Source organism: Thauera sp. JM12B12, from assembly GCF_039614725.1.
Lineage (GTDB): Bacteria > Pseudomonadota > Gammaproteobacteria > Burkholderiales > Rhodocyclaceae > Thauera.
Genome location: NZ_CP154859.1, coordinates 2,157,326 through 2,171,634, shown reverse-complemented (window position 1 = coordinate 2,171,634; position 14,309 = coordinate 2,157,326). Strand labels below are relative to the sequence as shown.

Genomic DNA, 14,309 nt, shown 5'->3' with positions numbered 1-14,309 from the left:
TCATGTCAATAATGAAAACTATATCAAAGGACAATAAAATAAATAACAGAAAAACCCCGCCATGCTTAAATTGGGGGAGGGGAAGACTTATATACTATCAATCATTTACTAGTTTCGCGGCGATCTTCTGCAATTTAAATTCCATCGGACCGAGAGAATTTAGAGAGTATTGGTTCAAAACCACCGGCGTGAATATTTTGGAATGGAACAAAGCTGGATATAACAAGGAGCAAATCAAGCTTATAGCAAACGCCATTGATGAGCCTATTTCGATTGTTAAAACTGTTTTCTATGAGGCACTCTCGAACAGAAAATTTAGGCTTATAGAAGAAAAATTAAGAATAATCGATTCTGTTCGATACTGTGAAAAGTGCTTGCAATTAGGTTATCACGGCCGAGTTCATGAAGATGCACTTATGGCGAAGTGTCCGGTGCATGGCGAAGATTTGAAAGTTACGTATAGCCCAAGGATCACTGGGGCGAAGTGGGACTGTGCGGTGCGAGCTTTAAGCGATGTATTCAGAGAATACTACGTTGATTGGCCTGGTTGCGTCTCAGGTGATTCTCTTCGAATTCAAAGAAGGTTATTTGCATCTCAGAGAAGATATTTCGAGTGGAAGCATTCAGTTTCATCTGAGATCGGGAGTTGGACTCCTTTGGACACAGAGGACTCTTATGAAAGCAGGGATTGCGTCGTTAACGAAATTGATTCACTCCTCGGTAGGCTGCAATGGATCAAGAGGCTTGATGCAAAATTTCTAAAATTCATGATCGCCGCACCACGTTCATTAAGCCCTAAGAGCTATAAGTTAAGCAAATCTTTATCACGAGAGCTAACAAGCCTTCTTCAGAGAATCGATCTAAATATCTTGCTGGACATTCTCAATACCTCATACCTTATCGAAGAAATGAAATTCCTTGGTGTCAAGAACGACATTCAAGATGAGTATGAGGACATAATCACACATAGATCGGATAGGTGTGAGTGCGTTTGGAGAAGAGGGCGATATTCGCGCTGGACCAAGGTCCCAAAAGAGGAGGTGCGGTATAGTATTGACTATATTTGTCCGTATGTAGATGCTCGGGGCGAACTAGAATTGCGGTGGGGAAATCCGTTGATGTCCAGTATGTTCCGAGCGGGCATGGAAGCGTTTTGTTACTCTGCGCGCGTCTGTTGTTACGCAGAGAAAGGTGTTTTCGACGTTGAATGGGTCAGTAGGGGTGCGATACCTAAGGTTGCCTTGGTTCGCCCTAGATTTACGCTTGAGCTTTCTGATTTTCTAACCTCAATACAGGTTGCTATATTTGAATCGTATTTATCTGAGTTGAGGAACTGGCTGAATCAGGCGGATGAGGGAAAGGATATTGATTTTGAAATCGGCGTTTTGCCAAGAGCCTTTCTGATAGAGAAGGATGGTTTGGTGGATGCGGTGCTGGTTTGGTGAGACCTGCTTGCTCTACTTGCATTCACTCAGTAGGCGTGGAGTTGACTGAACATCACCTATGGAAACCCGATCTATTCCGGGCTGAGACGATACCAATCTCGTAAAGCGCAACGCCTTCATGGAGTAAAGCACGTTCGCCCTCTGGCATTCGAACGGAAAGGCAAGTAGACGCTTCGGGAGCGCTTCTTCGGTCATGCGGTGGGCGGCCCTGCTGGCGGTGATCGAGCCGCACTCTTCGATGACTGGCTGAAAGGGGATGCCCGGCGGTGGGAGCAGATCGAGAGTGGTGGTTGGTTGCGTGCCTCATACCTTCCGAAGTCGCCCATCAGGGCCATGAGGGGGGCGGTTCTTCCCGCAGCAGATGCGTGTTGTGTTGAAATCGCTGTACCGTACGGTCGGTGGGAGGTTCTGAATCAAACGGCAGGCAGATTGAAAAGCGGCCGGCACACTCAATCAAGAGTGACCGACCGTCTTTCACACAAACGCACTCAGCCTGAGCCCTGCATTTCTATCGTCAGACCGCAAAGTCCTCCCGGTTCTTACCATCGAGCCAGCGCGGAGCGCGCCCACGGCCGGTCCAAGTTTCGCCGGTTTCCGGGTTGCGGTACTTGACTGCCACTGCTTTTCCAATGGACTTCTGCTTGCCGAAAAGCTCGTCAACCGTGAGGTCGAACGTGCCGATCAGGCTACGGGCATTCTGCAGTGCGTCCGCGCGCTCAGCCTTCTTGATCTGAGCGATCTGTTGTTCGAGGGCTTCTTTTTGAGCAAGGAGTTCTTGAAGGGACGTCATTATTCTCTCGTGGCGAGTCTGGAAAGGGTTACTCCGTTTCTGGAGTCGAGCGAGAGAATAACACGGCTTTTATCAAGCGGGGATGCGTTTGAACTTCCCGATAACGACTACCCAGACTTCCAGATCGTTTCTCTCCTTCAACGTTAAAGGCGGGTATTTTGGATGTCCCGCCAGAAGCATCACACTGCCAACCCTGATTGAAAGCCTCTTTACGAGCCGCTCGCCGTTCACAAAAGCCACGACGAGGTGACCGTGTACCGGTTTAATGCTTCGATCAACGACCAGAACATCGCCCTCGAAAGTGTCCGCTTCTTGCATCGAATCGCCTTTGACGGTGAAGAAAAAGGTCGAGATCGGATTGCGGACGAGGTACTCCTTGATGTCCAGACGCTTCTGCGCGTAGTCCTTTGCGGGTGATGGAAAACCTGCGGAAACAGGCGTCGGCCCGGTCGGGATGAACATCGCCGGAGAGTCGAGCGCTGCCAAGAGGAACTCTTCGTTGATAGGGGAGGGACTCACGAACATCATTCTTTCTTGTTCTCGGGTGCCAGTGTAGGGACGTCTTCCGGGCCAGCAGCTTCAGATGGCCAGGGCGATCGGTAGGTCGCTCCAGGAGGTGGTGTAAGCGGGAGCTGTACTGCAATCGGTCAAAGGTGCGTGACGGACGCCCCGTGTCGGTCATCTATCGATGCCTCATCGGCGCGCGTGTTTCGTAAGCGTCCGCCCACTGCCGTCTTCCCCCCGGGATAGCTGTCGCTGACGATCGCCCCAAGGAGGGGGCACCCAAATTTGTGCCCACAATTGCATTCATGGACACAAATTTGGACCAACGCCGGCATCGCGGCCTGCGCGGGCCATACCGCCGCCATTCGATCGATTTCAAGCGCGCAGTCGTCGAACTTCGCTGACCGCGTGGTAGAAGCGCGCGTTGGCGCCGCTGTCCGAGTACCGCGCCCGCGGAGATTCACACCTTCGCCCTGCTCGGTGAGCTAGCCCGACCATTGGTTTGCCTGGCGGATCAGCTCATCGAGACGCGCATTGCGCTGATCCGCCTTGGTGGCCGAAGCCATTGGATCGTGCGCGACCACCAACCGCGGCGCGCTCCAGGGGTGCTCCGCGATCACTTCCTGCGTGGGCGGTGGTGTCGTTGGTCGTGGAAGGGTTAGAGCAACTCGACGAACTCGTTGTAGCCCCGGCCCGGCGCCGCGTCGATGAATTCGAGCGGCTTGTCGCTGGCTAGCTAGGCGCACGGCCTTCAACGCCTCGAGGTGTGTCCAGGCTGAGCAGCCAGCGGTCTGCGTCCAGCATCAGGCGCTGCGCCGACAGGAAGCGCTCGTGCACCTCTTGTTGAGCGTGGGCAACAGGGGGGTTCTCATCCATCAGGTGCTGACGCACTCGGGGCTGCTACCGACTGGGTGTCACTGACCGCCACACGTGCTGGACCGTGTTGAAGACGTGGGGCGGGAGTCGTTTGAGCTCACGCCGGAGGACGGCTCCGAGGCACGCTAAGGTTTCACGCTTTTCGACTCGAGCGCCACAAAAGCTGCAAGTTGTGAGGAAAACTCAAGTGCTTTGACGATTTCTCGAGTTCAGCGGGCGAGGGTAGTGCGAACTTCTGGTTGTCGGCCTCAGCTGCCGGTGGCTTGATGGCGTAACCAGGCAGCAATGTGTTGGTCACCTGCCGTTCGCGCGTCGGGCGACGGCGAACGGCGGCTTCTCCGTCCTGCCAACTGGAACTAACGACCCTGAGCCGCCGGTCAAGCCGTAAAAGGTTCAGCGGCAGGTATCAAAGTTGAGCTGTCATTTGGTGCTTCTGTCCAAGCATAGTTCAGGCTTGCCAGGGTTCCTGTCAGGTGGGCGGGCGATCGAGGGGGGACATCGGTTCGGCGGGCTTGCCGGGGCAAAGCTCTGCCTTCCCGTTCGATTTGGGATCGTCCGGCGGAATTGGCAGGCCGGGGCACTGACACTTGTACTCGATCTCGGGCGACACCCACTCGCGCCACTGCTGACGGCTCATGTTGTACGGCGTCTTCTCACACAGCGCATCTACCCATTTCTCGAGAACGGGCCAGCGAAGCACGATTCCGTCGTCGCTACCCGCATAGAGGTACTTGGCCGGGGCATCGAAAGCCACGCTATAGAGCTTGCGACCACCCGAGTCGAGTGGGAGGCCTACCAATTCACCCTTCGGCATGCTCCAGATGCGCGCTGACTTGTCATGGCTTGCCGAGGCAAGAAATCGCCCATCTTCGCTGAATGTTATCGCGCCAATCACATCCTTGTGAAATAAGTCGAATCCGGAGCGCGCTCCCCCAATTTGATCTAAAGCAGCTCTCCATGGGTCTCTTTCTTTCCCGATAGATACACTCCTGGATAAAAAACTGCCGTCACTCCAAATGCGAATCACATGATCCATCGATGCAGAGGCGATCGCTTTCCCATTTCTTGAAAACGCCACAACATTGACCCATTTGGAGTGGCCTATAGATCTGTAAACTCCAAAGTCATCCAAATTGCTTGATGCAACAAGGAAGTTATAGCCATCGTCATCGAGAGGCGGCAATTCATCAAATCTGTCGCCATAGAAGAGTGCGATCCGCCTGCCATCGGCACTGACCGACGCATTCAAGGGATATGTAGCGTCAGCAACAATACTGGAGAGAAACTCGTGGTCTTTCTCTGAAAGAAGACGAATTTCTGCATCCGAGAATTGACGCGAGAGCGAGGTGCCATCGGTACCGATGCCAATGACTCGCAGGCTTCCATCTGCGCCACCCGTCAATACCTCCCTCGAGCCAACCTTGAACCCACATGTTGTAACGGAGGCTCCTTGCTCAAAACGCAAAGGATGACTCACTTTCTTAAAGCGAGACTCCCAGATCAAGACGGTTCCGTCATCGCTTCCGGAAACAATTCGCTCACCATCCGGACTAAAAGCGACGCAATTGATGTTGCCACTATGGACGGCGGGCGAGTCAAGGAACTGCGATTCGGCGGCATCCCAATATCGGAGAGATTTGCCTGCAGCAAAGACCATTCCGTCGCCGTTTGGACTGACCGCAATGGCTGCGACTTTTCCTGGTGACCCTACGTTGATTTCATCGAACTGAAACCTATTATTATTCGTCCAGACACGCAGTGTTTTATCTTCTCCAATTGTGACGATATCTCCATTGGTTTTGGGAATGAAAGAAGCGGCTCGAACAATGGCGAAAGAATTGTGATCAGCAATAACGCTGGGCTTTTCCGATACATCCCACTCAACTACATGGGAATTTAGTCCAACTGCGACCAGTCGCTTCCCATCTGGGCTGAATGCAACCGAAGTAACGAAGCTTTCGTTTTCAGTGAGTGGTTCATAGAGTGGGGTTAGTTCCGGATTCCAGAGGCGAACCTGCTTGTCTGCCCCTCCCGAGGCTAGCAGCGTAGCTGAAGGGCTAAATGCGATAGCTGTCACATTCCCTGAGTGGCCCTTTACGGACTTGATGTGCCTTCCCTTGCTGGCGTCCCAGAGCGACAACTGCCCTTTTTCATCTCCGGATATTACATATCGTCCATCGTTGCTGAAGGCCACACTTCGCACCCCGGCGCCATCCCCTTCCCAATCCGGACCAATCTGAGCACCAGTTCCGGCATCCCACAGACGAAGCTTGCCGCTGTGGTGCCCAGAAATCACAAAGCGACCATCGGGGCTAAACGCGATGGGGTCAAGTATTCCCAAGCTAATTTTCCAAGGTGGCGCAATACGTCTACCACTTGAAGCATCCCAGAGAATTAGGTTCCCATCTCCCCTTCCATGGGTCAAGAGCCTGTTGCCATCATTGCTTAAAAACACTTCAGTAATCTTTGCAGCGAGACTACCAAACGTCAGGTTGATGTCCCTGCCCGTTAAGGCGTCAACTACTTGAAGGGCGTTGCCGATTCCAATCACGATTCGCTTGCCATCCGAACTAACCGCTAAAGCAGTCGGTTCCTCCGGGAAGGTCCGCATGTACTTTACGCCCTTCAGCAGTTTCCAAAGGCGTCCTGATGCTTTGAAACTCAGCTCTTTTGGTGCTTCACTCAATTTTTGGGAAATACGAGTCGCTGCGATGACGGAGAGCAGCCTGCGTTGTGGTTCCTGCTGCAGACCTAGCAGCTCCGCGAAGTCATCCTCGAAGTACCCAACAATGCGAACAACCGTTGCCTCCAGGAAGTTGGTCCTTGCCCGGGAGAACATCCCGACAGCAACTACCGCAGCAAGAGCAACACTTACCAACGCCCAGATCAATTTGCGGCGCCCCGTCCGTAAGCCCGCTGCGTTCGCTTCTGCATCCAGCCGCGCTTGTGCCTCGATCGCGGCGCGCATCTTCTGCTCCTCTGCCAATTGCTGTGCTGCTTCCAACTCCGCCCGTCGATGCCTTTCCTCCTCGTCATGCTTGGCTTTTTCTCGCCACCGTGATGCCAATAGGAATTCCTGACACTCATCGAGCCGCTTGCTGAACCCTGGTTTTGCCGCAAGTGCCTCGGCAATCGCCAGCCGCTCTCCCTCCATCAGCCAGGCATCCTTGCGCCCACTTTTCTTCCATGCCTGATCGGCCCGTTCCAGCACGTCGGCGTCCTTCAGATCCTCACGCTCGGCCTCCAACCAGGTCGTCAGCACGTCCCATTGACGTAAGAGAGCTTCGTGAGCCACTTCGATCACCGTTACCCCGTTGCGGCGGTCGGTAAGCAGCAGACGTTTCTTGGCGAGTGCATCGATCAGGGGATGTGCCCCCCCCGGCAGGTCGGCACGGCGCGCCAGGCGGCGCATCGGCTGGTCGTTCTGCGGGTTGATGGTGGCGAGCCAGGGGATGAAAGCCGAGTGCAGCAATTCCAGTTGCTGCTTGCGTATCGCCTCGTCGGCCGAAAGGACGAATTCCGCCTCGGTCTTGACGATGTCTTCCAGACCACCCATGGCTCGGTACTCGTCCAGCCGCAGGTCGCCGTCGCCGCCGTAGTCGCGGAACAGCCGCGCCAGGGTGAGGCCCAAGAGCGGCAGCGCATCGCCGCCCTCAGTGCACTCGCCGACCAGCCGCTCCACCAGCTCGTGCTCGACCGTGAGCCTCTTGCCCTCGGCCGAGGCTCGCAGCGCCGGGCCGAGGATCACTTCACGAAAGCGCGTCGGCGGCATCGGCTTGAGATCGTCGAACACGACGCTTTGAATGCCGGCCAGTTCGGGCGCGGTTTGCAGCGGCTCGTAGCGGTCCGAGCGGATGGTGAAGGCGACGATGATCGGCGGCGCCACGCCGTTCTCGCGCAAGGCACTGCCGATCACGCGCAGGAAATCGCGCGCCTCGTCGCTGGCATCGGGGTTGAACAGTTCCTCGGCCTGATCCACCGGCAGGACGAGCGTGGGCGGCGATGCGCCTTCGGGCAGGCCGAGCAGGCGGGCGCACAGGGCGTCCTGCAGTTGTCGCAGCAGGCCGGCCAGCACAGCCGGCCCCTGCCGCAGCTGTGCCTTGATGTCGCCGAGATTGATGGCGGGAAGCTTCAGTTCGGCCAGCGCGCGATGCAGCGCATGGGCTAGGCCGCGCTCGCCGAAGAGGGGTTCGTGCTCTGGCCGGATTGGCGCAAGCGGGTAGAAGTGCCGGTCGTCGCGCGCCAGGCGCGGCAGCAGGCCGGCGCGCAGGAAGGATGATTTGCCAGCGCCTGAGGCGCCGAGGATGATGAAAAGATGTTTGTCGCCGGCGTCGCGCATGCCGCGCAGGGCATCGAGGCCGCGCAAGATTTCCACGTCGCGGCCAAAGAACACTGCGGCGTCGCTGGCTTCCAGTGGTTCGAGGCCGCGGTAGGGCGCACGCTGGGGATCGTCTTTCGGCGGCCAGGGGAAGAAATCGGCGCTGAGGCCGGCCTTGTGCAGGCCATTGCGTAGGCGCAACAGGCCCTGGGCGAGGAAGCCGATTTGATCCGTGGCCTCGCGGTAGGTGAAGCGGATCGTCTCGCTGCTGCCTTCGCCTACGAGGCGGCACAACTGCCACTCGGCCGTCATCTCGGTCGGCAACTCACCGATTGGCACGTCCTTCAATACGACGCCGAAGATGAGCTTGTGTAGGCTCTTCGCCAGCAGGAATTCCGCCAGGCACCACTTCGACTTGGCCCAGGCCGGCGAGACGATGAACACCACTGCCTCGCAGCGATCCGCTGCCCGGCGCAGCGCCTCCTGCCAGCGCTCGCCCGCTGCGAGACCGCGTTGCGGGTCGACGTCGAGGAAGACATCATTCCAGCCATTGTCAGCCAGCCACTGCTTGAGCGCGACAGCCTCGCGTTCATCGGCGCTGGAGTGGCTGAGGAAGATGTTGGACATGGGGATGACCGATGGTTCGGTTGGGAGGCTCGCGCCATCCTTAGCGCGCTCCGGGATTGTCCAGTTGTGGGTGGAAGAGCTTCCGTCCCTGGCATTTCCAAGCACTTTCTCGGAACGGAAAACACGGATGCATCATTACGTTCGTAAATATCGCCAAGCGCCCTTACCTTTAAAGAAATGACTGCTTCATTGGTGTGCCTGGAGTTATGGGTAAAGATAGCCGCTCCGAGCGAAAGGTCAAACTTCAGCGCTTCAGGCTGCAAGCTTCAGAAGCCCGAATGGCCAGGCGTTGCTGACGGGAGACAGGCAGCTGTCAGAGCTGAACCGACGTCCCAATGTCTAATCTTGATGGACAACCAGCGGCCGGACTTGGCCGATAGTACCCCCTCAGCATCATCACCGTAAGCAGCCGCCCGCCGGCAAAAGGTGCTTGGCGGGCAGCCGCGCCGGGTTCAGATCTCAATCTGCTCGGAGATCTCCAAGGCATCATCGACCTCGATGCCCAAGTACCGCACTGTCGACTCCAGCTTGGAGTGACCCAGTAGGAGTTGAACGGCCCTCAGGTTCTTCGTGCGCTTGTAGATCAATGTCGCCTTTGTGCGTCGCATCGAGTGCGTACCGTAGGCGGACGGATCGAGGCCGGCGGCCACCACCCAGTGCTCGACGATCCTCGCGTACTGACGGGTAGAGACATGCGGTGAGTCGTGCAGGCGGCTCGGAAAGAGGAAGTCCTCCGCCCTCAGGCCGGCCTTTGCGATCCAGGCAGCCACAGCCGTCCGCGTGGGCTCGGTCAGTTCGAACTGCACAGGCCGCTGCGTTTTCCGCTGCACGACCATGGCGCGTGAGAGCACCTGGTTTCCATGGGTCACGTCGCGCACCCGCAGGCTGACGAGGTCACACCCTCGGAGCTTGCTATCGATCGCGAGGTTGAACATGGCGAGGTCGCGCACTTCGTGCGCGTTCTGCAGATGAATACGGATGGCCCAGATGTCCTTGGGTTTGAGGGGTGCCTTCTGGCCCACCAGCTTCCCCTTGTTCCAGGCTTCCCGATGCGGATGTTCTCGGGTTTCCATGACAGACTCCTTGTTGTTGATCGGAGTCTGATTCTTGAGCCCGTGGCGTGCGGCGGCTATCGGGGAAGAAGCCCACCGCGTACTATCGGCCATCAGCCGTCAGTTACCAGCCAATCCGGAAGCGGCCTTTCGGGCGAGGCGGCATGCCTTCTTCCTACGTGCAGATGAAACGCATCAGCCCAGTAATCTGTCTGCTGCTATTCCTGTCCCTTTATCTTGCCTTGCGCGTGGCTCCCGCATCTAAACTGTAACTTGCAGGGAGCGTTATCCGGCATTCCGATGTTATGCGGCAGAACTGTCACCCTAAAACAAAGTGAGCGCCTAACACGAGGCGCAGCGAAGTGTCATTGACCATACCTCTGAACGACTCTCTTGATGACCCTGAGGTTGTCGAGCTCTACAACGCAAACGCTTGGTCGTCTGCTGAGAAGCCACGTCAGCTCCTTGCGGCACTTCGGAACTTCCATGCGCTGGTTACCGCTCGACTGGAAGGTCGCTTAGTCGGTCTAGGAAATGCGATCTCGGATGGACACTTGGTGATGTACTTTCCGCACATGCTTATGCACCCCGAGTTTCAACGGCAAGACGTCGGACGAGCGATGATGGGCGCACTGACGGAGAAGTACGAGGTGTTCCATCAGAAGATGCTTACTGCGCATGGAAAGGCCGTGGAGTTCTACAATGGGATGGGTGCCAGCGGGCGGGCAGAACCGAGCCAATGTGGGGTTACGCGGGCAATGACCACTGGGCTTCGCGAACCGAAGATGCCTACCCTTCCTTCTAGGGAATCCCTGATCAATTGACGCTCTGAGCACGCTCACCCAAGCCAGCCGGTTCCACTGACCCCGATGATCGATTTTTCCGCTTCTTCCGCTGTTTTTCGAGGCCTTTCAGGCCCCGAGCGCCCATTTTCGGGCGCAGCGGGCGGATTTCGCCTATCAATTCATCAAGGCGCGCCTCGCCAAGTAAAGGTTGGTCAAACCGATCAGCGAGAACACCTGGGCGGCGTTCTTCGCGATCCCCTTGTAGCGCACCTTCGTGTAGCCGAACTGGCGCTTGATGACGCGAAACACGTGCTCGACCCGAGCACGGATCGAGGACATCTTGTGGTTGAAGCGCTTGTTCGCCTCGGTCAGCGGGTGCTGCTTGCTGGCCTTGAGCGAGACGCCCCAGAACAGGCCCGCCTTGCGGACCAGACGCTTGAGCTTGTTGTTCACGTAGCCCTTGTCGCCGAACACCGCCCGGTCATCTTCACGCACCAGGTGCGGCAACTGGTTGATGTCCGAGACGTTGGCAGGCGTCACGGATACGGTATGCACGAGCCCGGAATTGACGTCGGCACCCACGTGGACCTTCATGCCGAAGTACCACTGGTTGCCCTTCTTGGTCTGATGCATCTCGGGGTCGCGCTGCTTGTCCCGGTTCTTCGTCGAGGGGGGCGCATGGATGATCGTGGCGTCGACCATCGTGCCGCCCTTGAGAAGCAGCCCGCGCTGTTCAAGGGTGTCGTTGATGATGTTCATCATCTGCCCGGTCAGCGCATGCTTCTCGAGCAGGTGGCGGAACTTGAGGATCGTCGTCTCGTCGGGCATCGCGTCGTCGGTGAGGTCCAGCCCAGCAAAGCGGCGCATCGACTCGACCTCGTAGAGCGCATCTTCCATCGCCGGATCCGACAGCGCGTACCACTGCTGCATGAAGTAGATCCGCAGCATCGTCGCAAGCGGCATCGGCGGACGCCCGCGTCGGCCCGTCGTCGGGTAGTGCGGCTCGATTACTGCCAGCAGCGCTGCCCAAGGCACGACCTTCTCCATCTCGGCCAGGAAGCGCTCCCGGCGCGTCTGTTTCTTCTTCCGCTCGAAAGCCAGCGAGGCGAAGGTCGTTTGCTTCATGGTGGCAGCGCGAATTATGACCTCAGTATTTTACCGGCTATGAATAGATCAGAGCTTCCCTAGCGGAAGCCTTACGGCGCCGTTCAAGTCAAACATCGTAAGGCGTAAAGAAGAATGAGCGATATGCAAAATGCTTGGAGAATCGAACGCATTCAAGCCCTGAAAGAATCGCTAGCTTTCTTCAGTAACCCAGAAAAATTAAATCGAGAAAAATGGGTTGTCAGGCGCCTTCTTCAGGCGCTTCGTGTTTGTTTCAAAAAAGAGGAGATGACAGAGGCGCAGGAGCCCGTGGACGTCGCATTCCGTGATGCAGGTTTTCAAGTTAAGGAACTGCTCGATGAGGGACGCCGCAGAAATGACGAATTCAGAAAAAGAATTGCAGCAGCAGAGTCGGCAAAAGATTATAGCGAACTAATCGAACACTACACGCCAAAGGATATTGCGTTTTCTGAGATTGTGAGGCGCTGTTCTCTCTACGCTGAGAAACTCCTGAAGGAGTCGAAGTATGGACCCAGAGAATGCAAAAGCATTGACCTTGTTTGCTATTTTAACTGGCTGGACCATGATGTTGTGCCGCCGATTGATGTGCCAAAAAAAGAACTGGCCTTTAGGTCTCTTTCTATCGTGAGCAATCGTTACTGCGCAGTGGTCTATGCCAGCCCAGCGGCCACAGCTCTATTGAGAGATAACGTCGGTAAAGCTGTAGAGTATTTTGACACTTAGGAAATTTTTTCTAACGCACGTTCAACCTCAAGAGTTGCGTCGACGCTTCGTGCCTCGTATCTCACAGGTCTTCAGGAATGTAAAAACGCCCCCGAATCTGCCGAAAAATCATCTTATTTAGATAAAGAAGATGAGTATGAGTCATAATATATACCTCACGCCTTTGATAACTCTCGCTGTCATGATGCTGCTTGCCGTTGGAGCTGCATTGACGCTAAGATTTTCCTTTATGGGTGGTGGTCCCGCGCGCCGTTTTACAGCCTATGTCCTTTCTTTTGTTTATTTTTTTATTTCACTAGGCCTTGCATTATTCTTGAGGATCTATCTAGCCAGATTGTTCCTCAGTGAGCACGGCATTTCCGCGTCTTCGCATAGTATCGTAGATGTGCCCTATGCTTTTATTTCTTCGCTTCTGCTATTTCGTCTATTGACCAAAGTGAGCTCTGGTGAGAAAAGGAGTGCGACAACTAATCAAGGCATAGATTTTGAAGAGGATTATGATCTCTACTATCAGGAAGCCCTGACAGAGGTGTCGGAGAACCGGACCATTGGCGCCCTTTGGGCACGAGCGCTTGTTGATGCAGAAGGAAATACAGACCTTGCTTCATCTAAATATATTGCGTGGCGCGTTCAAAGACTAAAAGAGCAGAACGCCAAGAATGAGATCAACCCTGAAGGCGCTTGCGATGATAAAGAGGCTAGTTCTGAAGACTGGATAAGTAGTAAGTTGCTGACGGTAATTATCGCAGTTCTTTCAGTGCTAATAATCATGGTTGGTTTTTATGGATATAAACTTCTAGTGGAACAAGATCGAAGTAAGCTGGATGATTACTTGAACAGTTCCGTCTCAGAATTCAAGTCGCGCGGCCCAATAATGATTGACTCAGTAACGCAGCTTTATTCTGTTCAGAGGACAGGTAGGGACGAGTTAACGATCAGTTTTAGGCTTCCAAGCAACTTGGTTTATGATCGAAATGAATACGAAAATTTCTTCAGAATAAAGCTTGCTTCTGAAAAGTGCAAAGATCTGGAAGAAAGCATAGCGCTGGGAGCGAAGTTTGCTTTTATCTATTATTCCGGGGAAGTGGTTATCGGCAGATTGAGACTCGATGAGAGAGTATGCAGAAGGGTTCCGTTACGATTAAGCGACCCTGCAGCCTCAGTGCAGATTCCGTAACGCGGTGTAAGAAACTCAGCTCCACCGATTTTTCACGGAACGCATCTTGATAATTCTAAATCAGAGTGTTGCGGCTGGTTTTATTAGCATGAAATTAAGTTGGGCGCCTCCACGGGCAGCTTGGCTCAAACGGTGAGCGACAAGTTTCCTCAAGGCTCAACGCCGGCAACAGGTCCAGGCTGTGTCAAAGCCTGAGAAGCCCCAGATTTGCTAAACTTCCTGTTTGTGATGTCAGGATCCGTACGTCCTTTTCGCTCAGAAAAACAAGTCTTTAGCCACAAACTGAGCTGCGACAATGGTTTTTAGAATAGTTAGCATGGAAACTGATGCGAAATTGCTGATTGCACTGATCTCTGCTGGGTCGGCCATAGCCGGTGGAGTGATCGCCCAGTTTGTTTCGATCCTCCGGGATATTCTCGACAAGCGGCACAAGCGTGGTGTCTTGTTGCGTGAAAAGTACGAGGAACTGGCGGATATGGCAACAAGCAGCCAGGAATGGTTTGGCAGGCAACTTAACGCAATGAGCCTTACGGAATTGAAGACGTCGCCTATTGAAGCAAGGAAAGCAATGGTCCTTTCTCACGTTTATTTCCCATTGCTTCGGGATGCATGCGAAGGCTACGTCAATGCTTGTGCGCGTTTTCAGAAAATGCTGATCGATAACCACGAATTTGTGGAAGGAGTAGACGCTGGCACACAGGCAGCACACAAAAACAGGGTGGAGTTCGAACGTGTCGCAGAGCACCTTTACCTGTGCCGGCAACGCTTGGAAGAAGAGATTATTAGGCATGCCCACAGGTACACGAAGGCCTCCAGGGTTCGACACTTAACCCCGATTTTCGCGCCTTTTCGGAAAGTGACTCCAGTTCCGGCGCGGGTTTGAAGGC

10 protein-coding genes and 1 pseudogene are annotated in these 14,309 nt (G+C 55.0%); 5 read left to right on the top strand and 6 right to left on the bottom strand.

Going from position 1 to position 14,309, the window contains the following annotated elements:
- Window positions 1-2: 2 nt before the first annotated feature.
- Window positions 3-1,445 carry a hypothetical protein gene (locus AAG895_RS09675; RefSeq protein ID WP_345791810.1) on the top strand — a complete coding sequence of 481 codons (1,443 nt, stop codon included), beginning with the start codon at window positions 3-5 and terminating at the stop codon, window positions 1,443-1,445.
- 514 nt (window positions 1,446-1,959) lie between these two features.
- Here the strand turns inward: AAG895_RS09675 and AAG895_RS09670 are convergent.
- The 5 genes and pseudogenes from AAG895_RS09670 to AAG895_RS09650 all read right to left on the bottom strand — a co-directional run bounded on the left by AAG895_RS09670 (window position 1,960) and on the right by AAG895_RS09650 (window position 9,633).
- Window positions 1,960-2,235 (bottom strand): H-NS histone family protein, encoded by a 276-nt coding sequence (locus tag AAG895_RS09670; RefSeq protein WP_012585333.1) that lies wholly within the window; start codon window positions 2,233-2,235, stop codon window positions 1,960-1,962.
- 72 nt (window positions 2,236-2,307) lie between these two features.
- Window positions 2,308-2,763 carry a translesion error-prone DNA polymerase V autoproteolytic subunit gene (gene umuD, locus AAG895_RS09665; protein WP_345791809.1) on the bottom strand — a complete coding sequence of 152 codons (456 nt, stop codon included), beginning with the start codon at window positions 2,761-2,763 and terminating at the stop codon, window positions 2,308-2,310.
- Between the two features lie 372 nt (window positions 2,764-3,135).
- Window positions 3,136-3,608: pseudogene (locus AAG895_RS09660) on the bottom strand (IS1634 family transposase); the annotation flags it as partial.
- Between the two features lie 476 nt (window positions 3,609-4,084).
- Entirely contained in the window at window positions 4,085-8,560 is a 4,476-nt protein-coding gene (locus AAG895_RS09655; RefSeq protein ID WP_345791808.1) for a TIR domain-containing protein, read from the bottom strand.
- A 452-nt stretch (window positions 8,561-9,012) separates the two neighbouring features.
- Complete coding sequence (locus AAG895_RS09650; protein WP_004265658.1) at window positions 9,013-9,633, bottom strand: tyrosine-type recombinase/integrase; 621 nt, start codon at window positions 9,631-9,633, stop codon at window positions 9,013-9,015.
- Between the two features lie 341 nt (window positions 9,634-9,974).
- Between AAG895_RS09650 and AAG895_RS09645 the strand changes: the two genes are divergently transcribed.
- Entirely contained in the window at window positions 9,975-10,436 is a 462-nt protein-coding gene (locus tag AAG895_RS09645; RefSeq protein ID WP_345791807.1) for a GNAT family N-acetyltransferase, read from the top strand.
- A gap of 135 nt (window positions 10,437-10,571) precedes the next feature.
- Here AAG895_RS09645 and AAG895_RS09640 read toward each other — a convergent pair whose 3' ends face one another.
- Window positions 10,572-11,522: an IS5 family transposase gene (locus AAG895_RS09640; protein ID WP_345791806.1), complete on the bottom strand. Its 951-nt coding sequence runs from the start codon at window positions 11,520-11,522 to the stop codon at window positions 10,572-10,574.
- Between the two features lie 114 nt (window positions 11,523-11,636).
- On the opposite strand from AAG895_RS09640, the gene AAG895_RS09635 reads away from it, so the two are divergent.
- The 3 genes from AAG895_RS09635 to AAG895_RS09625 all read left to right on the top strand — a co-directional run bounded on the left by AAG895_RS09635 (window position 11,637) and on the right by AAG895_RS09625 (window position 14,305).
- Window positions 11,637-12,245, top strand: coding sequence for a DUF1780 domain-containing protein (locus tag AAG895_RS09635; RefSeq protein WP_345791805.1), 609 nt, complete (start codon window positions 11,637-11,639; stop codon window positions 12,243-12,245).
- A gap of 181 nt (window positions 12,246-12,426) precedes the next feature.
- Window positions 12,427-13,422, top strand: a complete 996-nt coding sequence (locus AAG895_RS09630) for a hypothetical protein (RefSeq protein WP_345791804.1) — start codon at window positions 12,427-12,429, stop codon at window positions 13,420-13,422.
- Window positions 13,423-13,738: 316 nt separating this feature from the next.
- Complete coding sequence (locus tag AAG895_RS09625) at window positions 13,739-14,305, top strand: hypothetical protein (RefSeq protein WP_345791803.1); 567 nt, start codon at window positions 13,739-13,741, stop codon at window positions 14,303-14,305.
- Window positions 14,306-14,309: the final 4 nt, after the last annotated feature.